Annotated in this window: 17 protein-coding genes, 1 pseudogene and 1 riboswitch; of the genes and pseudogenes, 13 read left to right on the top strand and 5 right to left on the bottom strand. The window is 59.4% G+C overall.

All coding sequences use genetic code 11. From position 1 onward, the window contains the following. Positions 1-3: 3 nt before the first annotated feature. A pseudogene (locus TM1040_RS06980) lies at positions 4-1319 on the bottom strand (YeaH/YhbH family protein). A gap of 18 nt (positions 1320-1337) precedes the next feature. Next, positions 1338-3272, bottom strand: a complete 1935-nt coding sequence (locus TM1040_RS06975) for a PrkA family serine protein kinase (protein ID WP_011537880.1) — start codon at positions 3270-3272, stop codon at positions 1338-1340. Between the two features lie 702 nt (positions 3273-3974). On the opposite strand from TM1040_RS06975, the gene TM1040_RS06970 reads away from it, so the two are divergent. From TM1040_RS06970 to TM1040_RS06955, 4 genes are all read left to right on the top strand, one after another. After that, positions 3975-6527, top strand: coding sequence for an Ig-like domain-containing protein (locus TM1040_RS06970; protein ID WP_011537879.1), 2553 nt, complete (start codon positions 3975-3977; stop codon positions 6525-6527). Positions 6528-6635: 108 nt separating this feature from the next. Beyond that, entirely contained in the window at positions 6636-7931 is a 1296-nt protein-coding gene (locus TM1040_RS06965; protein ID WP_011537878.1) for a TolC family protein, read from the top strand. Next, on the top strand, positions 7928-10543 hold the full coding sequence (locus TM1040_RS06960) for a type I secretion system permease/ATPase (RefSeq protein ID WP_011537877.1): 2616 nt from the start codon (positions 7928-7930) through the stop codon (positions 10541-10543). The genes TM1040_RS06965 and TM1040_RS06960 overlap by 4 nt, the downstream gene beginning before the upstream one ends. Beyond that, on the top strand, positions 10540-11712 hold the full coding sequence (locus TM1040_RS06955) for an HlyD family type I secretion periplasmic adaptor subunit (RefSeq protein ID WP_011537876.1): 1173 nt from the start codon (positions 10540-10542) through the stop codon (positions 11710-11712). Before TM1040_RS06960 ends, TM1040_RS06955 begins: the two co-directional genes overlap by 4 nt. 121 nt (positions 11713-11833) lie before the next feature. On the opposite strand, the gene TM1040_RS06950 is transcribed toward TM1040_RS06955, so the two are convergent. Beyond that, the gene (locus TM1040_RS06950) at positions 11834-12406 is read right to left on the bottom strand and encodes a trypsin-like serine peptidase (RefSeq protein ID WP_044026670.1); all 573 of its coding nucleotides are present in this window, start codon (positions 12404-12406) and stop codon (positions 11834-11836) included. A 697-nt stretch (positions 12407-13103) separates the two neighbouring features. On the opposite strand from TM1040_RS06950, the gene TM1040_RS06945 reads away from it, so the two are divergent. The 9 genes from TM1040_RS06945 (at position 13104) to nrdF (ending at position 22073) form a co-directional block, all read left to right on the top strand. Beyond that, complete coding sequence (locus tag TM1040_RS06945; RefSeq protein ID WP_011537874.1) at positions 13104-13934, top strand: helix-turn-helix domain-containing protein; 831 nt, start codon at positions 13104-13106, stop codon at positions 13932-13934. Between the two features lie 41 nt (positions 13935-13975). Further along, complete coding sequence (locus TM1040_RS06940; RefSeq protein ID WP_011537873.1) at positions 13976-14974, top strand: ArsJ-associated glyceraldehyde-3-phosphate dehydrogenase; 999 nt, start codon at positions 13976-13978, stop codon at positions 14972-14974. Beyond that, the gene (gene arsJ, locus TM1040_RS06935; RefSeq protein ID WP_011537872.1) at positions 14971-16245 is read left to right on the top strand and encodes an organoarsenical effux MFS transporter ArsJ; all 1275 of its coding nucleotides are present in this window, start codon (positions 14971-14973) and stop codon (positions 16243-16245) included. Before TM1040_RS06940 ends, arsJ begins: the two co-directional genes overlap by 4 nt. Further along, positions 16242-17276 (top strand): ACR3 family arsenite efflux transporter, encoded by a 1035-nt coding sequence (gene arsB, locus TM1040_RS06930; RefSeq protein ID WP_011537871.1) that lies wholly within the window; start codon positions 16242-16244, stop codon positions 17274-17276. Before arsJ ends, arsB begins: the two co-directional genes overlap by 4 nt. Positions 17277-17302: 26 nt before the next feature. After that, positions 17303-17677 carry a GFA family protein gene (locus tag TM1040_RS19985; protein WP_011537870.1) on the top strand — a complete coding sequence of 125 codons (375 nt, stop codon included), beginning with the start codon at positions 17303-17305 and terminating at the stop codon, positions 17675-17677. A 244-nt stretch (positions 17678-17921) separates the two neighbouring features. Beyond that, a riboswitch (cobalamin riboswitch) is annotated at positions 17922-18115 on the top strand. Between the two features lie 100 nt (positions 18116-18215). Beyond that, positions 18216-18437 carry a glutaredoxin-like protein NrdH gene (gene nrdH / locus TM1040_RS06925; RefSeq protein WP_011537869.1) on the top strand — a complete coding sequence of 74 codons (222 nt, stop codon included), beginning with the start codon at positions 18216-18218 and terminating at the stop codon, positions 18435-18437. 21 nt (positions 18438-18458) lie between these two features. Further along, the gene (gene nrdI, locus TM1040_RS06920; RefSeq protein WP_011537868.1) at positions 18459-18881 is read left to right on the top strand and encodes a class Ib ribonucleoside-diphosphate reductase assembly flavoprotein NrdI; all 423 of its coding nucleotides are present in this window, start codon (positions 18459-18461) and stop codon (positions 18879-18881) included. Beyond that, the gene (nrdE, locus tag TM1040_RS06915; RefSeq protein ID WP_011537867.1) at positions 18863-20995 is read left to right on the top strand and encodes a class 1b ribonucleoside-diphosphate reductase subunit alpha; all 2133 of its coding nucleotides are present in this window, start codon (positions 18863-18865) and stop codon (positions 20993-20995) included. The genes nrdI and nrdE overlap by 19 nt, the downstream gene beginning before the upstream one ends. Positions 20996-21095: 100 nt before the next feature. Further along, positions 21096-22073, top strand: a complete 978-nt coding sequence (gene nrdF / locus TM1040_RS06910; protein WP_044026669.1) for a class 1b ribonucleoside-diphosphate reductase subunit beta — start codon at positions 21096-21098, stop codon at positions 22071-22073. 150 nt (positions 22074-22223) lie between these two features. Here nrdF and TM1040_RS06905 read toward each other — a convergent pair whose 3' ends face one another. Beyond that, on the bottom strand, positions 22224-22700 hold the full coding sequence (locus TM1040_RS06905; RefSeq protein ID WP_011537865.1) for a hypothetical protein: 477 nt from the start codon (positions 22698-22700) through the stop codon (positions 22224-22226). A 2-nt stretch (positions 22701-22702) separates the two neighbouring features. After that, positions 22703-23524 (bottom strand): DUF3100 domain-containing protein, encoded by an 822-nt coding sequence (locus tag TM1040_RS06900; protein WP_011537864.1) that lies wholly within the window; start codon positions 23522-23524, stop codon positions 22703-22705. Between the last annotated feature and the right edge of the window lie 80 nt (positions 23525-23604).

The following is a 23604-nucleotide window of genomic DNA, read 5'->3' as shown; positions in this document are numbered from 1 at the left end:
CGGTCAGCCTTTCACTTTGGGCAGGAAGAACTCCCGGAAGATCGGATAGATATGACCCGGCTCCGAGACGCGCTGCATCTCAAAATGGCGGCAGGCCTCTTTGACTTGCCGGTAGTTCTGCCACAGGTCCTCACCCGCCTCGGTATTGTCCAAAAGCATCTGCGCGCTTTCTTCGACGATTTCCACATAGGCGTAGAACTGACACATCGGCAGCAATTGCTCGGTCAGGATCTTGCGACACCGCACCGAGTCGTTGCCAAAATTCTCCCCGTCCGAGGCCTGCGCACCGTAGATGTTCCATTCATCCGGCGGATAGCGCTCGTCGATGATTTCCTTCATCTTTTCCAGCGCCGTAGAGACAATAGTCCCACCGGTTTCGCGGGCATAAAAGAAAGTCTCTTCGTCCACTTCCTGCGCATAGTGGGTGTGGCGGACAAAGACGATCTCCGTGTGCTCGTAGCCACGCGTCAGGAACAGATGTAGAAGCAGGAAAAACCGTTTCGCGAGATCCTTTTCACGCTCCTGCATCGAGCCCGAAACATCCATCAGGCAAAACACCACCGCGCGGGAGTTGCGGATTTTCTCCGGCACAAAGGTATCATAGCGCAAATCGAGCGGGTCGATGTAGCCCACAACCCGGCGCTTGCGCTTGATGCCATCAAGCTTTGCGACGAGCTCGGCCAGTAATTCGTCTTGGCTCGGCGAGCGGGCCTCGATCTCCTCCAATTCGGCGACCTGCGCCTCCAGGTCCCGCTGCGTTTGCGTGCTCGGGCGCTGCAGCGCGATGCGGCGCCCCAAGGAATTGCGCATGGTGCGCACCAGATTGAGGTTGTTGGGCGTACCAGCCGTTGTCAGGCCAGCGCGACGGGTGCCGATGGTTTCCGTCTCTACCGTGGCTTTTTCCACCAGATCCGGCAGCTCCAGCCCGTCGAACAGGATTTCGAGATATTCATCCCGTGTCAGGGTGAAGGAAAACTCGTCATCCCCCCCCCATCCTCAGAAGCCTGACGCCCGCCTTCCCCGGCGCCGCCCTGAGGGCGGTCGAGGGTGTCGCCGACCACAAAATCCTTGTTACCGGGCAACACATGCCGCCGGTTCCCGCCGGGACCATGATACAGCCGCGGCTCTTTTAGGCCCTTGGAAGGAATTGTTATCTTTTCACCATTCTCTGGCACGGTCTCCCCTGCCCCAATGGATTTTTCCTTTACGGAGCGATCTACACGTTCCTTGATATTTTCGCGCGCGCGTCTGAGGAACCGTTGCCGGTTCCCCAAACTCTTGCCTTTTGGATTTGCGCGCCTGTCGATGAAGTGGTGCATGAAGACACCTCCCGCCTGTTAGCCCGCCTTGTTCACCCGCATGTACCACTCGACAAGGCGTCGGACCTGCCTGTCGGTGTAGCCATGGGCGCGCATGCGCTCGACGAACTCTTGGTGTTTGCTCTCGGTCTTGCTGTCTTTCTTGGAGCCAAAAGAGATCACCGGCAGCAGCTCTTCGACTTGAGAGAACATATGTTTCTCGATCACATCCCGCAGTTTCTCGTAGGAGTTCCATGCCGGATTTGACCCGGTGTTGGCGCGATGACGCAGGGCGAATTTCACGACCTCATTGCGGAAGTCCTTGGGATTTGCGATCCCCACAGGCTTTTCGATCTTGGAGAGCTCCGCGTCCAGCACCTCACGATCATAAAGCTGACCGGTGTCAGGATCCTTGTAGTCCTGCTCCTCGATCCATGCATCCGCATAAGAGATATAGCGATCAAAGACGTTCTGGCCGTATTCCGTATAGCTCTCGAGATAGGCTTTCTGGATTTCGTTGCCGATGAATTCTTCATAGCGGGGGGCCAGTTCGGTCTTGATGAACTCCAGGTATTTCTGCTCGGTCTCCTGGGGGAACTGCTCGCGTTTGATCATCCCTTCGAGCACATACATCAGATGCACCGGATCGGCGGCGACCTCTTGCGTGTCGTGGTTGAACACCGACGAGAGAACCTTGAAGGCAAAGCGGGTGGAGACACCGTTCATACCCTCATCAACACCAGCGCGGTCCTGATATTCCTGCACCGTCTTGGCCTTGGGGTCGGTGTCCTTCAGGCTTTCGCCGTCATAGACCCGCATCTTACTGTAAAGGTTGGAGTTTTCATGCGGCTTCAGACGCGTCAGCACCGAGAAACGGCTGAGGATCTTGAGGGTTTCCGGCGCGCAGGGTGCCTCGCGCAGCTCGGAATTCTGGATCAGTTTTTCGTAGATTTGCGCCTCGTCCGAGACCCGCAGACAGTAAGGCACCTTCACGATCGACACCCGGTCGATAAAGGCCTCATTGTTTTTGTTGTTCTTGAACGTCTGCCATTCGCTTTCGTTCGAGTGCGCTAGGATCAGGCCATTGAATGGGATCGCGCCAAAGCTCTCCGTCCCCATATAGTTGCCTTCCTGCGTCGCGGTTAGCAGCGGGTGCAGCATCTTGATCGGCGCTTTGAACATCTCGACGAATTCAAGCACACCCTGCGTGGCGCGGTTCAGCCCACCAGAAAAGCTGTAGGCATCTGGATTGTCTTGGCTAAAGTGCTCCAGCTGGCGAATATCGACCTTACCGACAAGGGTGGAGATGTCCTGATTGTTCTCGTCCCCCGGCTCGACCTTGGCGACACAGATGCGACGCAGGCGGGAGGGGTGGAGTTTCACAACGGTAAACTTGTTGATGTCGCCTTCGAACTCATCAAGGCGCTGCACGGCCCAGGGTGACATCAGGCCCGGCAGACGATGGGTGGCGATCCCGTATTCTTCTTCAAGGAGTTTGCCCATGCGCACGGGGTCAAACAGGCCCAGCGGGCTTTCAAAGATCGGCGACATCTGATCGCCCGCCTTCAGGACGTAGATCGGTTCATCCTCAACAATGCGCTTTAGCCGTTCCGCAAGCGATGACTTGCCACCGCCCACCGGTCCGAGCAGGTAGAGGATCTGTTTGCGCTCCTCAAGGCCCTGCGCTGCATGGCGAAAATATCCCACGATCCGCTCGACCGTGTCCTCCATGCCATAGAAATCCTTGAAGGCGGAGTATCGCTTGATGGTCCGGTTCTGGAAAATCGGCCCCAGTCGGGCGTCCTTCGATGTATCTACGAGTTCCTCGTCACCAATGGCCTTCAGCATCCGTTCTGCAACATTTGCATACATGCTTGGGTCATCGCGACAGGCCATGAGATAGTCCTGCAAAGACATTTCCTGCTCGCGCGTCTGGCCATAGGCCTCTGCAAAAAGCTCTGCAACTTTATTCATCGGGGTCTCGCCTCCTGGTTAACGTCGTTACCCGGCCTCCTGGGTTTTGGGATCGCACGCGAACAGGGTGGCCTGACGAGGGCCATGAAGGTATCCGCGTTTGTGGTTATTTGTTGGGTCTGCTCGGCGCTATTGGCCGCATGATCAGTCGGCAACCCTCTCTCTACCTGATGGTAGGTGGGTTTCCACCGCTGCCAAGGGGCTTAGCGTCGGATCTGTTTTCTTTGTAGCATACACTACATATGCCCCTCTTGATACCTAAGTTTGGTATATTTTCTATTAACACCGGTAAATTTGAACGTAACTTTGCTTCAGTTGCACGCGAAACCCGTGTGTCTTAGGGCCAGATACGCCTTCAAAGCGGGGCATTTCACCACAACGCGCGCGCCGCCTGTCACCGAGACACCCCACCCCGGATGAGCGCGTCAATTATGGTTAATCAAATATTAACACCTTCGAGTGTTTTTAGCTGCGCGAGGTCACGCATCGGCGACTTGGGCAAAAAGTGAGGTGTTTGAGGCACGATCTGCCCTCAATCCGGGCGCAAAAGACCAATCACGGTCTAGACAGCTTAAGTAAGTTGAATGCATATTAACCTCAATAACGCCGCAAAGACGGCACAAGGCAGACACATACAGGCTAATGAACCCAGCGGCGCGAGGTAAGTCTCTCCGCGTGCGCTTATAAAGTGAGCAGTTGAGCATGAGCACCGTTGCATATATTACCCGCAACGCTTCGGGTACGAACCAGCATGGGACCTCTGCAGAAGGTTCCCCCTCCGTCATTCCGACCAATGGCGCGACGGATATTTCCCTCAATCTCGATCCCAGCGACGTACAGAGTTACGCGCGGCGCGGTCGCGATCTTCACATTACATTGTTTGATGGGACCGTTGTCGAGTTGGAGGGGTTCTATGATCCCGTCGCGACCGGGTCCAAAAACCTCTTCCTCAGTGACGGGGGCGATTTCATCGAAGTCGTGCTTGAAGACAAGGCCGACGGGATGCTGTTTGCCAGCTACGAGCCGATTGATATCTCCGGCAAGTGGAGCGCCTACGACGACATGGTCTTCCTTGATGTGGACCGGATCGAACCCGTGGTTGCGCCCCTGGCGGCACCGCTGCTTGGCGGTCTCGGCGGGCTCGGCGCAGCAGCGGCAGGCGCGGCGGTTCTTGTCGGCGGCGGTGGCGGCGGTGGTGGAGACGGAGATGGCGCAATCGTGCCAACCGTCGACGACGCCGATGGCACCTATGATGTTCCTGAGGGCGACCCTGACGGGGTGACCATCACCGGCACCGGCGAGGCAGGCTCTACGGTAGAAGTCGATATTGGCGGTGTCACCGGCACCACAACAGTGGGCGAGGATGGCACCTGGTCGGTGGACTTCCCAACTTCGGATCTACCGGGGGACGGCGTCTATGAAACTGTCGTGGACGTGGTTGCGCCAGACGGCACCACCTACGACGATCTTGATGGCCCCACCATCGACATCGATACCGAAGCGCCGACTGTGATCGTCACCGAAGGCACCAAATCCGTGAATGACATCGTCAATGGCGACGAACAGGAAAGCGGGACGATCATCAGCGGTACCGGTGAGGCGGGCGCAACGGTCACACTTGTGATCGAGGGCCACAGCCAGACCACAACCGTCGATGAGAATGGCAACTGGACGGTGACGTTCAGCTCCGATGAAATCGATACCGGCGAGTACGAAACAGACATCGAGATCACGACCACCGATCCGCACGGCAACTCCACCGTGAGCAGCGATGTGCTGGTAGTGGACACCGAAACAACGGTGGCAATCGACACGGGTCTTGCGGGGGGCGATGATCTGATCAACGCCGCCGAGGCCGCAGCCGCCGCGGGTGTTGCGATCACCGGCACTGCAGAAGCAGGCGCCGCCGTCGAGGTGGTGGTCGAGGGGGTAACCCGCACGACCACCGCCGACAGCAACGGCACATGGTCCGTCATCTATGAGGCGGGCACCTTGCCCAGTGGCACCTATGACGCTGATATTTCGGTCACATCGACCGATACTGCAGGCAACAGCGCCACTGCCGACTCGACCATTGCGGTCGATACCGAGGCTGGTTTTGTTCAACTGAGCGATGATCCCATCGAAACCGATGATGTGATCAACGAAGACGAGCGCGCCGATGGCGTGACCATCACCGGCACCGCAACGCCCGGCGAGACAGTGACCGTCCAGCTTGGAACGGCGCAGGGCACGGTGGTTGCGGATTCCAACGGTGATTGGTCCTATGATTTTGCCGCCAGCGAAATCCCCGAAGGCACCGGCGATCTCGACATCTCGGCGACGATTCAGGACAGCGCAGGCAATACTGCAAGCGATACCGACACCGTGGCCTATGATACCGAAGTGACCAACTACACCTCGGCAGATCAGAACGATACCGTGGGTGTGAACCTTCAGCAGATGCAGCAGGGCTTCACCTTGCAAGGCACCGTTGAAGAGGGATCCAGTGTCTCGGTTGAGATCAACGGCACGACCCATGACGCCGTGGTCGACAGCAGCGGCAACTGGAGCCTGACCGTAGATGGCGATGACATCGGCAGTTTCTCGCAGGGCGGACTGGTCGCGACCGTGACCGCGACCGATCCGGCGGGCAACGTCGACACACTCATGCAGCCGATCGACATCGATACGCTCTATGAAACGCCAGAGTTTGCAGGCACCACGACAATCGCGGGCCAAATCCAGAGTATCTTCCTCGATGAATCCGATGATGCCCTGACGATGTATTCGCTGGACAGCAGCGGCAATGCAACGCAACTGGACGCGACCGAGACGTCCTCGGGGATTTCGGGTGTTGATAAACTCGACCTTGACACTCCGATCTCGGATGGCGCCAACCTGATCGTGCAAAGCACGGATGATGCCGGCAACAAATCCTCGACCCTCGTGATCGACCAGGAGAACCCTACATCGAGCCTGCTCTCCGGACTCGATGGGTTCAACATCGATGCCATCGACCTTGTGTTCGAAGATGGCACCGACGGTGCAAACCTTGTGCTCACCGAGGCGCTGATCAAGGAGATGTCGGACAACTCCGACACCTTGACCATCCGCGCGGATGAGCTGGCGAATGTGACCCATGAGGTCACGCTGACAGGCGCGACGGAGATCACCTCTACCGTGAGCGGCTACAGCGCCTATTCGATCGGCGATGCCACCGTGTTGATCGAAGAAGACGCCGGCATCAGCCTGAACGGCACACCGGTCATCTAAGACAGCTCCGCGCAGCCCCTTGCTGCCTCTTCAGGCAAGGCTACGGGCTGCGCGCACGCAATAACCCACGGACAAACCGCGGGACAGTTTGAGGCACGAGGGATTTCTATGGCTCTGGCACGACGCATTTCTGCCGTTGCACTTTTGTGCAGCCTGACGGCGTGTGGTCTGCCACTCCCCGGCACCCTGTCGGGTACGCAAGACAGCACCGCGGGGCGCAGCAATTTCGCGCAGGCCGAAGACGCGCCCCAATCGGAAGTGATCACGGCGCTGATGCAGCGCCAATCCCTGCTGCAGGGTGGCACCGCATATGACACGGTGGCCTCTGCGGCGCTCTCGGCATCTGCCCGGGCGTCCGAAGCTGCGCTGATCAGTGCCAAGCTGCGTGCAGAGGCAAAATCGACGAACTGGCTGCCGTCGCTGCGGCCAACCGTCAGCCTGAACGATCTCGGCGAGATGGTGGCCAGCATGCTCCTCGAGCAGGTTCTTTTCGACAACGGACGTCGCAAGGCCGAGCGCGCCTTTGCCGCCGCGGACGTCGAAGTGGCTGCCGTGACCCTCTCGGCAGATATGAACGACCGCGTCAAAACCGCGCTCTCGCTTTATGTATCCGGTTTGCGCGGCGATGAGAAAGCCGCCTACGCCCACCGCGCCATCCGTACCATGCGCGACTTTGAACGCGTGGTTGTAGGGCGGGTGAATGGTGGCGTTTCAGACCGCTCCGACCTCAATGTGGTGCAATCCAAAATCAGTGGCATGCAATCGAGCATGGCCACAGCCAATGATGCCGCACGCACCGCCCGTGCAGAGCTTCAAGCCATGACGGGGCAGAGTTTTCCAGCCTCGCCCCAACGCCTGAGCCTAGATCTGCCACCGGATGGCAGCAACTATCTAAGCGTCCTCAAAGCCAAGTCGGAGGCCACCCGCGCCATTGAACAGGCCAAGATGGAACGCGCCGGCCTGCTGCCGCAGGTCTCGGCCAGCGGACAGGTCGGCAGCGAGGGCAATGGCGCCGGCGTTTTGCTGAACCTTGCCGAACCTCTCGGACTGGGCACGCCAGCCGCCCTGCGCGCGGTCGAGGCCTCCAAACAAGCGGCCTTGCGCCGGATTGGTGAGGCAGAAGAAGATGCCCGCCGTGAATACAGCCGCGAGATGCAACGTCTTGCGTCCTATCGCCGCCAGGAGCGCGAGGCCTTGGCCCTGTCACGCGCCAGCCGCGAGACCTACAACCTGTTCAAAGCCCAGTTCGAGGCCGGTCAAAGACCGGTGATGGACGTGATCCCGATCTACGAGGAACTGGTGAAACGCGAGCAGGCCTATATCGACGCGAAATATGAAGTGGTCATGATCCAACTGGCACTCGCCGCCTCTCTGGGTCTGCTTGCAGATGGGGACAAGATTTGACGGATCAGGACTCGCATACGCCCGCACCCCCCGCCTCCAAGCCCGCAAAACGTGGGCTGAAGCTGTCTTCGATCACGCCCAACCTGACCCGCAAACGACGCGGAGACGCTGCGAACCAGACCGAGGGGCCGGTCAAGATCTCCATGGTCGCGCCGACAGCGAACCCAAAGCCCGCAAACGCCGAAGCCAAGTTGGATGCGCGGCTCTCTGTCCCTAAGTTTCTGCAACGCAAAGCAAAGCCCGCAGCAGCCGAGACACCCGCCGCCCCCCAAACGCAAGCCCCCCCTGCCGTAGATCCAATTGAGATCGAATCCTTCGTGGCGCCCCGCCCTGCCGCAACAAAGCCGGACGCCGCGCCGGCAACAGAGCCACTGGCCACTTTCGAACCCGAAGAGGATCCACAGAACGCCGAAGCAGCGGATCAAGACCAGATGCGCCCGGAGCCCGCGCCGCAAACGGCTCGCGAGACCGAAGCTGCCTCTGCGTCCATGGTCGCGGCGGAAGACACGTTGGGACGCCTCAAAGCACGGGCACAGCTGCTCTGTCGCCTTGCAGCTTTGCGGGGCTGCACGCTTCACGCACAGGATATGCTCGAGCATCTTCAGGCCAGCGGTCCCGCAGCCCTGCGCCCCGAAGCCATGATGAGCGCGCTGATCACCGCTGGCCTCAAGGCCCGCGTGCAAAGCGTGAAACGCCCCACACCCCGGCACTGGCCGGGCATCGCCATCATGCAGGGCGGACAGCCCGTTCTGGTGCTCTCTCAGGGCAAGGCTGGCGTTACCATTTACGACAGCTCCTGCCCCGATGGGCGCGCCGAAGTGCCAATGCAGGAGTTCATGCCCTATTATGCGGGCCAGATCCTCACGACACGCGCGACCCTGTCGCAACTGACGCAGCGCCATACGCCTCAGCTGGATACCTCGCATTGGTTCTGGGGAGAATTCCCCAAGTATCGCAGACAGATGGGCGAGATCATGCTGGGCTCTCTGGTTGCCAATGTACTCGCGGTTGCGGTGGCATTGTTCTCCCTCCAGGTCTATGACCGCGTGGTGCCCCATCAGTCGCAGGCGACCCTCTGGGTGCTCGCCGTCGGGGCTCTCATGGCGATCGGGATGGAAGGCATCCTGAAGCTGGCACGTGCCCGGATCACCGATGCGGCAGGCCGCCAAATCGATATGGCCGTGCAGCACAAGCTGATGCGTCGGGTGATCGGCCTCAAGATGGATCAGAGCCCCCTGCCCCCGTCGGGTCTCTTTGCAGCGCTGCGAGATTTTGCCTCGGTGCGCGAGTTCTTTACTTCCTCAACCCTGTCGACCCTGGCCGACGTGCCCTTCATCGCGGTGTTCCTCTTGCTGGTCGCCTCGATTGGTGGGCCGGTCGTCTATGTCATCCTGATCGGCGCCGTCCTGATGCTGTTGCCCGCCTACTTCATCCAGAAAAAGATGCTGGCGATGACACGACTGGCGCAAGGTGCCTCCACCAAGAGCGGGCGGCTGCTGAATGAGGTGGTCAATGAGATGGAGACCATCAAGACCCAACGTGGCGAGGAACGTGTTCTGCGGCTCTGGGATGAGCTGAACCTCCTGTCCTCTCAGGCCTCCAACGGCCAGCGCAAACTCGCAAGTGCGCTCACCTACTGGTCGCAGGGGGTGCAGCAGGCAACCTATATTTGTGCTGTAATTCTGGGGACTTATATGGTGTTCGCCGGTGAGTTCACGGTCGGCACCATCATCGCAACAGGTATCCTGACAAGCCGCACACTCGCTCCGCTCACGCAGTTTGCAGGCACGCTGGCGCGCTGGAGCAATGTGCGTGCGGCGCTGGATGCGCTTGATATGATCGCAGACGCCCCGCAGGAGCGCGAAAAGGGCCGCGCCTACCTGCGCCGCGAGAGCATCGAAGGCCGTTTTGAGCTGCGCGAAGTCGTATTTCGCTATGACCCTGATGCAGCGCCGACAGTAGATGTTCCAGCGGTTGCGGTGCTCCCCGGTCAGCGCGTTGCCATTCTTGGCGTCAACGGGTCCGGGAAATCGACGCTCCTGAAGCTGCTCGCCGGGCTTTACACCCCCGAACGTGGGCGCGTGATGCTGGACGGCACCGATATGAGCCAGATCGAGCCGCGCGACCTGCGGCGCCACATCGGCTATCTCGGCCAGGAGGTGCGCCTCTTTGCAGGCACGCTGCGCGACAACCTGAACCTCTCCTATCTGCCTCATGAAGACGAGCGAATCATGGAGGCGCTTGAGTTTGCAGGGCTTGCGGCATTCGTGCGGGGACACCCGCGCGGGCTCGACCTTGAAATCGGTGACGGAGGCGCGGGCCTGTCAATCGGTCAGCGTCAAGCTGTGGGATGGGCGCGCCTGCACTTGCAGAACCCGTCGGTCGTGCTTTTGGACGAACCCACCGCGGCGCTCGATCAGACGCTTGAACGCACGCTGGTGAGCCGTCTGGACAGCTGGCTCGGGACGCGCACTGCCATTGTTGCAACGCACCGTATGCCGATCCTGTCGCTCACCAACCGCACCTTGATCCTGCAGGCCGGGCGCATGGTTGTGGACGGGCCACGCGACGAGGTGTTGGCGCATCTGAACGGGGGGAGCAAAGCCTCATGAGCATCGCAGCAGACATGGACATCCTTGAAGGCACCCATGGCGCCAGCCGCATGATCAAGCTGGTGGCGCTGGTGCTCGTTATGTTTGTCACCTGGGCCGGTTTCGCCTCGGTGGACGAGATCGTGCGCGCCGACGGACAGGTTGTCTCCTCCTCGCGGGCGCAAATCGTACAGAACCTCGAAGGCGGCATCCTTGCGGAACTCTATGTGCGTCAGGGCGATACCGTGCAGGCCGGGCAGATCCTCGCCAAGCTGCAGGATACCAAATTTCGGGCAGCCTCAGACGACCTTCAAGACCAGATTGATGCGCTTGAGATCAAGCAATACCGCCTCGAGGCGGAGATCGAGGGAGCCTATGAGTTTGCCGTCCCTGACGCACTGGCAAGCCGTTCACCGGACATCCTTGCCTCGGAACGCGCGCTGCTCAAGGCGCGTCAGAGCGACTTTGACAGCCGCCGCAACAGCGCCGAGGACATCCTGCGGCAGCTGAAGAACGAGCTTTCCAACCTGCAGTCCCTGCACGAACAGAAGATTGTCGCACTGCTTGAGGTGAACGAGGCCAAGAAAAAGGTGAGCGACGCGCAGGCCAAATTCGACGAGATCGGTACCCAGGCCGAATTGACGCTCGCCGAAGAATATTCCGACACCCTGCGCGAGCTGACTTCGCTGCGTCAGGAACAGCGGCTTGCGCGTGACCAGCTTGACCGGACGGTCATCACCTCGCCCATGGCGGGGATCGTCAACAGCCTCGCCGTGACCACAATCGGTGGCGTGGTGCGCCCCGGTGATGAGATCCTCGAGATCATTCCTTTGGGCGAAGAGCTCTTTGTCGAAGCCCGTGTCAAACCCGAAGACATCGCCAATGTGCAGCGCGGGCAGGATGTGACCATCAAGCTCACCGCCTATGACTACACGATTTATGGTTCGCTCCGGGGCAAGGTGGACATCGTGTCCGCCGATACCTTTGAGGATGAGCGCGACCCCCGCGCGGCCCCGTTTTACCGGGTCACCGTGCGCGTAGACCGCTCCAGCCTGACCGCGCGCCAGAAACAAATCGAAATCCGCCCAGGCATGCGCGCCACGGCAGAGCTGCAAACCGGATCAAAGACGATCCTCAGTTACCTGTTGAAACCGCTCTATAAATCACGCGAAGCCTTCCGGGAGCCATAGGTGGGAAACGACAATGTCCGGTTGCCATTCTGGCACCGGATCCTGTCGATAACTCTGGATGCTTACGCGGCGACGGTTTGCCGTTTTGGCCACATGTCGCGTGCGGTCTATAAAAAGGTCCTCAGATCGCGTTTTGCATCATCGCCCGCAGGGTCCGGTCCAGAGCCGTTCCGATCGAGACCGGGCGACGCCCCATGGCAGCCTTGGACGAGATCACCGAGACGATCTTGGGCGGCTGGCCGGGCGTGATTTCCAGAACCGGAGCACCCGAGGCCCCAAAATCCACTCTGCACGACATCACGAGGGTCCGGGTCCGCCGCGACAGCACCTGACAATCCTGTTCGCGGCTGGCGCGGGTGGCGTTGTGATAGCTATAAGAGAGCACATCCACGCTGGCGCCCTGATTGGCGGAGGCCGACATCGCAAAGGGGCGGATGTCAGAGCGGTTGATCGGCTGAGACAGACGCAGAACCGCAAGATCGGCACCGAGCTGCGAGTTTCCGCCGGTGCGGAATTCATAGGCCGGATGCACCACTGCTTTTGACACAGAACGCTGCGCTTTGACCCGGCGCCCATCAAGCCCCGCTTCAAAACGGATACCGCGCGGGTTCACCCGCTGGCCGGTGCGAGCGTCATACACGCAATGCGCCGCCGTTAGTACCAGATTTGGTGCAATCAACGTGCCGGTGCACATATACTTGCCAGCAATATTCAATCTACCAACCGCTTCCCACCCCGGAAGGCTGCTGGCACGTCCATCTTTAGCAGTCGCTGTTTCGGCAAGGCCTAAGGATAAGCAAGCCGCGATAATCGCAAGCACTCGTCTCATGTTTCCACTCCATGTTCCCACAACTCCACACTCGTTCAGGCGTGCGGCTGGAATATGGCTGGCCCTTGCAGGCCTTGGACCAAAACATGGATTGATTGTGTCAGTCTTAACAAATCTTAACCCCCCCAGGTCAGACGTTGCCAGAATGCCAGAAAATTAAGGATTTGCAGGTGGAAAAGTTAACAATTTGGACAAATTGTCACTAATATCCTGAAATTTATAACAAATTGTATCTTCTCTCGCATCGATGAGTGCGCATTGTTCTCGGTTTGGAGGGTAATTTCTTCATAAATCGGCAGGTCGGAGCGGCAGAAATTGTCCTTTCTGCCACATTTACCCGGATTAAGATCCTCTGAATCGCTCCGCAGGTCGTTAAACTTTTAGCTGTTCCCGACCACCCGGCCCGATGACCCGAACTTCGACAAGGCGCACCCTAAGACTGCTCCGCCCAAGGAGCCTTTCAGAACCGGAACACCGGCCTTTTGGCAAAGGCTTCCGGCCACCTAGTGCGACCTGGCTGAATTTTCTTGCACCGCATCAATATTTCGATAAAACCCGAAATATGGAAAAAGAGATTCCCCTTCGCCTGTCCGTTCTGGGCCACCCGCAGCGCCTCATGGTGTTTCGGCTTTTGATGCGCCGCTATCCCGACCGTGTTCCTGCGGGAGAGATCGCGACAGCGCTGGATGTGAAGCCCAGTACATTGTCGTCATATTTATCTGCTTTGATGCAGGCCGGATTGGTGACGCAAACCCGCGAGGGCACATGGCTCAACTATCAGGTCGATATGACAGGCATGCGCGAAACGCTTGATGCCCTGTTTCTCGACTGCTGCCGTGGCCGTCCGGACCTCTGCGTTCCCGCGTCTGCAGACATGACATCAGAGGTCCCCGCCATGCCCGACTCTAAATACAATGTCCTCTTCATCTGTACCGGCAACTCTGCCCGGTCGATCTTTGCCGAAACGATCCTGCACAGCGAGGGCGCCGAGCGGTTCAATGTCTACTCGGCGGGCACCCGCCCCTATTCCGAGCTGAACCCGGTCGCGCTCGACGTGTTGCGCAGCAAGGGCCATGACGTGAGCCGGCTGCGCGCAAAGAACGTCTCCGAGTTTATCGGGGATACCGCGCCAAAGTTCGACTTCGTCTTTACCGTCTGTGATCGCGCCGCCAATGAGGAATGCCCGGCGTGGGAAGGTCAGCCGATCTCTGGCCACTGGGGCATGCCTGACCCGGTCAAGGCCGAAGGCAGCGAAGCGGAACAGAGTCTCGCCTTTCAGCAGGCCTATGGCACGCTCAAGAACCGGATCCGCGCCTTTGCCGCCCTGCCCTTTACGGAGCTGGACCGGATTTCGCTGCAACGGGCGGTTGACGACATCGCCCGCACACACTGAAGCCCCAAGGGGCGCGACCCAATCGATATAAAGGACAGCAGATGACCGTCTACGCAGTAAATGGCCTCGGCCGGATGGGCAAACTGGCCCTCAACCCCCTGCTCGAGCGCGGCGCTCAGATCGCCTGGATCAATGACGCGGTGGGCGATGCTGAAATGCACGCGCATCTTCTGGAGTTTGACACGGTTCATGGCCGCTGGGACGCAGAATTCACATGCGATGCCGAAAGCATCACCATCGACGGCACCCGCCTGCCCGTTCTGAACAAGACCAATCTTGCGGATCTGCCGCTGGACGGCGTTGATGTCGTGATCGACTGTACCGGCGTTTTTAAGACCGACGCAAAGCTTGCACCTTACTTTGAGGCTGGCGTAAAAAAGGTCGTGGTCTCTGCCCCGGTCAAGGACGGAGATGCGGCGAATATCGTGATGGGTGTCAATCATGACATCTATGACCCGTCCCGCCATCGGATTGTGACCGCGGCAAGCTGCACCACTAACTGCCTCGCGCCCGTGGTCAAAGTGCTGCACGAGGGGATCGGCATCAAACACGGATCAATGACAACGATCCATGACGTAACCAATACCCAGACCATCGTGGACCGCCCTGCCAAGGATCTGCGGCGCGCGCGCTCGGCGCTCAACTCGCTGATCCCGACCACCACCGGCAGCGCCACGGCGATCACGCTGATCTACCCGGAGCTAGAAGGGAAGCTGAACGGCCACGCCGTGCGGGTGCCGCTTCTCAATGCCTCACTCACGGATTGCGTCTTTGAGGTCGCGCGCGACACCACCGTTGAAGAGGTGAATGCCTTTTTCAAGGAGGCTGCCAATGGCGCACTCGACGGCATCCTTGGCTATGAGCTGCGCCCGCTGGTCTCGGCCGATTACACCAACGACACGCGGTCCTCTATTGTGGATGCGCCTTCGACCATGGTCGTGAACGGAACGCAGGTGAAGATCTATGCGTGGTACGACAATGAGATGGGCTATGCGCATCGTCTGGTGGACGTGGCGATGATGGTGGGTGAGAGCCTGTGACCCAATCGCCCGCGCAAAATGGCCTCGCCGCCTATATGGCGGTGACCGCAGCCTATTGGGCCTTCATGCTCACGGATGGCGCGCTGCGCATGTTGGTGCTGTTGCACTTTCACACGCTGGGCTTCAGCCCGGTGCAGCTGGCCTATCTCTTTATACTCTACGAGATCGCGGGCATGGTCACCAACCTCTCGGCGGGCTGGATTGCTGCGCGTTTCGGGTTGACGACCACACTTTATGCGGGGCTTGCGCTGCAAGTGGTGGCGCTGCTTGCATTGACGCAGCTTGATCCCGGCTGGCAGATCGCCACGTCGGTTGCCTTTGTGATGGGAGTTCAGGGCCTGTCGGGTGTGGCGAAGGATCTGGCCAAGATGGCGTCCAAATCTGCCGTGAAACTGCTCGCCCCCAAAGAAGGCGACGGGCTGTTTCGCTGGGTTGCGGTGCTGACAGGGTCCAAGAACGCGGTCAAAGGGCTGGGCTTTGGGCTGGGCGCGGTGCTTCTGGCGCTTGCCGGGTTCACATGGGCCACGCTCGGAATGGCGCTGATCCTGGCCGCGATCCTGATTGCGGTTCTGATCGCGATGCCAAAGGGGCTGCCGACGGGACGCAAAGGCGCGAAATTTTCCGAGGTCTTCTCCAAGTCCGCCAACATCAACTGGCTCTCGGCGGCACGGGTGTTTCTCTTCGGGGCGCGCGATGTGTGGTTCGTGGTCGGCATTCCGGTCTACTTCTACGCCGTCATCTCGGACGGCACCGAGGCCAGCAACCGCGCGGCGTTCTTCATGATCGGCAGCTTCATGGCAGTCTGGATCATCTGCTACGGGGCGGTGCAAGCGGCGGCGCCGCGCATCCTACGGGCCTCGAGCCGCTCTGAGGCAGAGCTGATTTCCGCCGCGCGGCACTGGGCGAGCCTGCTGGCGTTGGTTCCGGCGGCGCTGACCGTGGCCGTGGTGATGTCTGGCGCGCCCGCGCCTTGGCTCACGGCAACACTGGTCATCGGCCTCTTGCTGTTTGGGGCGCTCTTTGCGGTGAACTCCTCCCTGCATTCCTACCTGATCCTTGCCTTCTCCAAGGACGAGCGGGTCACGATGGATGTGGGCTTTTACTACATGGCCAATGCGGGTGGGCGGCTCCTGGGCACGTTGCTTTCTGGTCTCACCTATCAACTGGGCGGGGTCGCGGCCTGCCTTGGCACCGCAGCCCTGATGATCGCACTTAGCGCATTGGCTGCAGGGCGCCTCTCTGCCCCTACATCTGAAAGAGCCACGGCATGAGCATCTTCGAGAAATACCTGAGCCTCTGGGTGGCATTGGCGATGACGGCCGGCATTGCGCTTGGCAGTCTGGCCCCCGGCGTGATGGAGGCCATCGCCGCGCTGGAGGTGGCCCGTGTCAATTTAGTGGTCGCGGCACTGATCTGGGCCATGGTTTACCCGATGATGATTGGCGTGAACCCACGAAGCCTACGAGATGTGGCGCGCCAGCCCAAGGGCCTTGCGATCACGCTGGTGGTCAACTGGCTGATCAAACCCTTTACCATGGCCGCACTTGGCGTGCTGTTCTTCGAGGTGGTCTTTGCGCCCTTTCTGGAGCCACAAGACGCACAGCAGTATATCGCGGGGCTGATCCTTTTGGGGGCCGCGCCCTGCACCGCGATGGTTTTTGTGTGGTCGCAACTCACCCGGGGCGACGAAAGCTACACCCTGCTGCAAGTCTCGGTGAACGATCTCATCATGGTGGTGGCCTTTGCCCCTATCGTGGCCTTTCTCTTGGGTGTCACGGACATTGAGGTGCCATGGAGCACGCTGATCCTGTCGGCGGTGCTGTTTGTTGCTCTGCCGCTGATGGCCGGTCTCTGGACCCGCAACCGTTTGGCGGAAGAGGCGCGTATCACGGCCTTTCTCGCACGGATCAAACCGCTCTCGATGCTGGGGCTGATCACAACGGTGGTGATCCTGTTTGGCCTGCAAGGTCAGGTCATTCTGGACCGCCCGAGCGTGATTGCGATGATCGCCGTGCCCATCCTGATCCAGAGCTACGGGATCTTCTTTCTCGCCTATGGCGCCGCCTATGCGCTGCGGGTGCCACATCGGATCGCAGCACCCTGCGCGCTGATCGGGACGTCGAATTTCTTTGAACTGGCGGTGGCTGTCGCGATCAGCCTCTTTGGGCTTCACTCCGGGGCGGCGCTCGCAACCGTGGTTGGCGTACTGGTCGAGGTTCCAGTGATGCTGACACTGGTGGCCTTTGCCAATCGCACCCGTGCCAGGTTTGCCTTGACCGGAGCAGACCACCAGGCAAGCTGAGCCCTCATGCGCTGAGGAGGTCCACCATGTCCGAGGTCACTGCAAGCTGCCTGTGCGGCGATATCCGCGTCAGAGCCTCCGGGTCCCCCATCGGTGTCGGCCTGTGTCACTGCATGGATTGTCGCAAGCACCATGGTGCGGTGTTCTGGGCCGCGGCGGTTTACCCGGCTGAGGCGGTCGAAGTATTCGGCCAGACGCAACAATATCAGGGCCGCCATTTTTGCCCGAGATGCGGATCATCGGTCTATTCATGCAGCGAAGGTGAGGTGGAGCTCCATCTCGGAGCAATGGATCAGCCAAACCAGTTCACGCCGACCTATGAGCTATGGACAGACCGGCGCGAGCACTGGCTCACCCCACTCGCCAGAGCCCATCAGCATTCTCGCAATCGCGGGGCGTGAGGACCGGGGCGGCGTGCGCCGGAGGCGTCTTTCTATGCAGTATGTCTTGCAGGACACAGCTGCGCGACAATTTCACACGGCCCGTCTGATCCAAGACTGTGGATAAAGATGGGGGTAAGGGTGTGCGAATTTGCCGATCCCCTTACATTGCAGCCACAAAGAAACCGCGGGCGAACACCCTGCCCTGTGGAAAACAAAAACCACCGCGCCCTACACCATATATTGACCATTTCGCGCATCTGCATCAATATCGTGTTGCTTTGGTTCTTTCGAGGCGACTCGCAAGCGAAGAGGGAAACTGGTGAAAATCCGGTGCTGCCCCCGCAACTGTAAGCGGCAAGCCCTGCCCGTGCCACTGACGCATCGCTGCGTTGGGAAGGCGGGAGGGGGCGTTTGAGCCGCGAAGCCAGGAGACCTGCCAGAGCACGACACACGACGACCGCGGCGGTGGGCCCGGACGCGTCATCTGACACCGGAACCGGTGTCGGCTGCCGTGGCCTCTCCGCCCAGAAGGACAACACCTGAGGGGATCTTGCAGATGAGCATCACTGTCTATTCAAAACCTGCCTGCGTGCAGTGCACCGCCACCACCCGCGCTCTTGAGGCGAAAGGGATCTCTTTTGACCTCGTTGATCTGACAGAAGATGCCGCTGCTCTGGAAATGGTGCAGGGTCTGGGCTATCGTCAGGCACCCGTGGTGGTCGCTGGCGAAGAGCACTGGGCTGGTTTTCGCCCTGACTTGATCGGCCAGTTGGCGTAAAGGTAAAAGGTGACCGGGTAAGTGGTCGGGCTTGTCTATTACTCCTCCCGTTCGGGCAATACGGCCCGTTTGATGGAGCGACTGGGGCTCGAGGCTCTGCGGCTGCCGCAGACGGAGCCTTCCCCCGAAGTAGATGCGCCCTATGTGTTGGTGACGCCAACCTTTGCCGATGGTGAAGGCCGGGGCGCAGTGCCAAAACCGGTCATCAAATTTCTGAATAACAGCCGCAATCGCGCCCTCCTCAGGGGTGTGATTGCCGGAGGCAACCGCAACTTTGGTGACACCTTTGCCCTCGCGGGGGATGTGATCGCCAAGAAATGCAATGTCCCCGTCCTTTACCGCTTTGAGTTGGCGGGAACCGAAACAGACATCGCCCGCATGCGCGCGGGCCTCGCCCGGTTCTGGGCGGCACAGGAGCAGCAGACATGCTTGACGCAAGCGTAACCGCCGATCTCGACTATCACGCGCTGAACGCGATGTTGAACCTCTATGACGACGAGGGCAACATCCAGTTCGACGCCGACCGTATGGCGGCCCGGCAGTATTTCCTGCAACACGTGAACCAGAACACCGTGTTCTTTCACTCGCTGGATGAAAAGCTCGGCTACCTCGTCGAGAAAGGCTATTACGAGCCGGAGGTGCTGGATCAGTATTCCCGCAACTTCCACCGCAAGATCTGGGATGCGGCCTACGCCAAGAAGTTCCGCTTCCCGTCCTTCCTCGGGGCGTTCAAATACTACACCTCCTACACGCTCAAGACCCGTGACGGGCAGCGCTATCTCGAGCGCTATGAAGATCGTGTGGTGATGAACGCGCTGACGCTGGCACGCGGCGATGAAAAGCTCGCGATGAAGCTGATGTCGGAGATCATCGACGGTCGTTTCCAGCCTGCTACGCCAACCTTCCTCAATGCCGGCAAAAAAGCCCGTGGCGAGTTTGTGTCCTGCTTCCTCTTGCGTCTCGAAGACAACATGGAGTCGATCGGACGCGGCATCAACTCGGCGCTGCAGCTCTCCAAACGCGGCGGTGGCGTGGCCTTGATGCTGACCAACATTCGTGAACACGGCGCCCCGATCAAGGGCATCGAGAACCAGTCTTCGGGCGTCATCCCGGTGATGAAGCTTCTTGAGGACAGCTTTTCCTACGCCAACCAGCTGGGCGCACGCCAGGGCGCGGGCGCGGTCTATCTGAACGCGCATCACCCGGATATTCTGCGTTTCTTGGATACCAAGCGCGAAAACGCAGATGAGAAAATCCGCATCAAGACGCTCTCGCTTGGCGTGGTGATCCCCGACATCACCTTCCAGCTCGCCAAGAAAAACGAGGACATGTATCTGTTCTCGCCGCATGACGTGGAAAAGGTCTACGGTCAGGCCTTCTCGGAAATCTCGGTCACCGAGAAATATCACGAGATGGTGGACAACCCGCAGATCCGCAAAAAGAAGATCAACGCGCGCGCGTTCTTCCAGACCATTGCCGAGATCCAGTTCGAGTCCGGCTACCCTTACATCATGTTCGAGGACACGGTGAATGCCGCAAACCCGATTGCGGGCCGCATCGCGATGTCGAACCTCTGCTCGGAGATCCTGCAGGTCAACGAGCCGTCCAAATTCAATGACGACCTGTCCTATGAGCAGATGGGCACGGATATTTCCTGCAACCTTGGCTCGATGAACATCGCCCGTGCGATGGACGGTGGCGATCTGGCAGGCACTGTGGGCACCGCGATCCGCGCGCTCAATGCAGTGTCGGAAATGTCGAGCATCGACTCCGTACCTTCCATCCGCAAGGGCAACGAAGAAGGCCACGCAATTGGTCTTGGTCAGATGAACCTGCATGGATACCTCGCCCGCGAGCGCATCCATTACGGCAGCGCAGAAGGTGTGGATTTCACCAATATCTACTTCTGCACGGTTCTGTATCACGCGATCAGCGCCTCGAACGCCTTGGCAAAGGAAAAGAAATCCAAGTTCAAAGGGTTTGAAGACTCGGCCTATGCCGATGGCAGCTTCTTTGAGAAATATGTCGAGAAGGACTGGCTGCCGGAAACCGACCGGGTGAAAGAGCTGTTTGAGACCGCAGGTGTCGAGATCCCCACCCGCAAGGACTGGGAAGCGCTGCGCGACAAGGTGATGAAGCACGGGCTTTATAACCGCAACCTTCAGGCGGTGCCGCCCACCGGCTCGATCAGCTATATCAACTATGCCACCTCCTCGATCCATCCGATCACCGCAAAGATCGAGATCCGCAAGGAAGGCAAGATCGGTCGCGTCTACTATCCCGCGCCCTATATGACCAATGACAACCTCGAATATTACCGCGATGCCTATGAAATCGGGCCTGAGGCGATCATCGACACATATGCGGCTGCGACACAGCATGTGGATCAGGGGCTTTCACTGACCCTGTTCTTCCCGGCGGAAGCATCGACCCGCGACATCAACCGCGCGCAGATCTACGCGTGGAAGAAGGGGATCAAGACGATCTACTACATCCGCCTGCGCCAGCAGGCCCTCGAAGGCACCGAAGTCGAAGGCTGCGTGTCCTGTTCGCTGTAAATCGGGTGGGGGCTCTGCCCCCGGCCACCTCCGTGGCCTCCCCCGAGGTATTTTGGAAAAGATGAAGGGGCCTTGCCCCCAAGCTGCTGAGATCGAGTGTATGAAAGATATGACCCAAGCCCGCGCTGTCCCCAAAGCGATCAACTGGAACCGGCTTCAGGACGACAAGGATCTCGAGATCTGGAACCGGTTGACCGTAAACTTCTGGTTGCCTGAAAAGGTGCCGCTGTCCAATGACATCCAGTCCTGGTCCCAGCTCACACCGGACGAGCAGACCCTGACCATTCGGGTGTTCACTGGCCTCACGCTTCTGGATACAATCCAGAATGCCGTGGGCGCGCCGACCCTGATGCAGGACGCGATCACCCCGCATGAAGAGGCTGTGCTGAGCAACATCTCCTTCATGGAGGCGGTGCATGCGCGGTCTTATTCCTCGGTGTTTTCGACCCTCTGTCAGACCACCGAGGTGGATGAAGCCTTCCGCTGGTCGGCCGAAAACGAGCATCTGCAGGCCAAATCGCGTCTGATCCTCGGCGAATATGACGCCACCGCCTCGCCGCTGCGCAAAAAGATCGCCAGCGTGTTCCTTGAGAGCTTCCTGTTCTATTCGGGCTTCTATCTGCCGATGCACTGGTCGAGCCGCGCGCGCCTGACCAACACCGCAGACCTCATTCGTCTGATCATTCGCGACGAGGCCATTCACGGCTATTACATCGGCTACAAGTTCCAGCGCGGCCTGGAGCGCGCCAGCGAGGCTGAGCGCAAGGAGCTGAAGGATTTTGCCTTTGGTCTGCTGTTTGACCTCTATGATATCGAGGCGCGCTACACAGAGCAGCTCTATGATGGGCTTGGGCTCACAGAGGATGTGAAGAACTTCCTGCACTATAACGCCAACAAGGCGCTGCAGAACCTTGGCTTTGAGGCCCTGTTCCCGGAAGAGACCTGCCGCGTCAATCCGGCAATCATGGCCGCACTGTCGCCGGGGTCGGATGAAAACCACGACTTCTTTTCCGGGTCCGGCTCAAGCTATGTGATCGGCAAGGCAGTTGCGACCGAGGATGACGACTGGGATTTCTGAGGGACTGGTCCTCAAAACACGAAAGCCGCCGCGGGGTTCCCGCTGGCGGCTTTTTTGTCTCCTGTGCGGTGGCACGTGAGGCCACCCTAGAGCAATCCGCCCTTGCCCCGCCCGATTTGCACCCGGCAAGACAAGGGCGAGAGCACGAGATCAGAGGAACATCTGCGCCACGACGGCCGAGCCCACGTAGGTGCCTGTCATCACCAGAACCGCAACCACCGCAATTTTCCAGCCCGAGGTCTTGGCAATGTCGATCTCGCGTTTGGCAATCGCGATACCCGCATAGGCCAAACACGGGGTTGCGAGCGTCAGGAAGTTTACATGCGCAACCTTATCCAGCACCCAGGCGCTGCCGGGGGTCCAGGGCAAGGTTGCAATGATGCCGACAAGCGAAATCCACGCCACCGAAGGCAGTTTGAACGGGACGATCTCGGTCAGCGTCAGCCCCACCATAGAGATCAGCCACAACACAATGAGCCCGACCAGCCCGTCGGGCAGGCTGTTGTCAGTGGCCACGGTATTGCCCACGAGCACCACCACGCACACGACAATCAACGCCGCAGCATGCACGCCAAGGCCCAGTTTCTGCTCAACTGTCGGATCTTCGAAAAACTGCGTCTCGCTCATGATTATTCTCCCGCCTGTGGGGCCGTGGTTTCTTTGGAACCCAGCCAATCATAAAGTTTTTCAGTCACCGGCAGTGCGACGAAGACACAAAGATACATGCCGGTGGCGTAGGTCAGTACATTACTGGCGCCCGCCAGCGCGAGGATCTGGTCTTTCATTTCGGGCACAGCACTGGCGAGGGCACCAGAACAAGCCGCCATCATCGACCCGGAGCCGATACCGCAGGCCATGGCGAGCGCTTCAATGGAAAACATCCCGGTGGTGGCGAGGATCGACGCCAGAATGCCAAAGATGAACGTGCCAAAGAGCGTGCCGATCACATAGACGCCCATGACCCCAGCGCCCTCCTGGCTTTTGAGACCGTATTTATCCGCGATGATCGCGATATTGGGTTCGCGCGCGACAGAGAAACAGGCGCCAATCGACTCTCGGCCCATGCGCAACACAAGCACCGCCACCGGAAAGGCGAGCACGATAGTGGCGAGGTTCCCAAGCTCCTGCAGGATCAGCGCTGGCCCGGCGGCAATGATGGTCTCCATCGAGGGGCCGATAATGGTGCCAAATTTGGCAATGAAGGGCATGATCGCGATCACAATCATCGGAGAGGCAGCCTTCACGTTGCGATCCGAGATCCAGACCTTTGCCGCACCCACGACATTGGGGTTGATCAAAAGCCCCAGCACAAAAGCATAAAGCAACGGCAGCAGCAGGATCGCTCCAAAGCCGATGGGAACTTTGACAACGCCGATGGCCTCGGCGACTACCGTGATGACAACCGCACTCAGGTGCAATCGCCAATCTAGGACGATGTGCTTGATATTCATGAATATACTTCCTGTCATTTCGATCTGCGCCCGCACTCTCAGAGGCGCGTGAATTTAGCAACGGCCCCCTTGCAAGGCGG

The organism is Ruegeria sp. TM1040, assembly GCF_000014065.1.
In the GTDB taxonomy this organism is placed as follows: Bacteria; Pseudomonadota; Alphaproteobacteria; order Rhodobacterales; family Rhodobacteraceae; genus Epibacterium.
The sequence above is the reverse complement of the archived record's forward strand: the minus strand, read 5'-3'. Positions and strand labels throughout refer to the sequence as shown.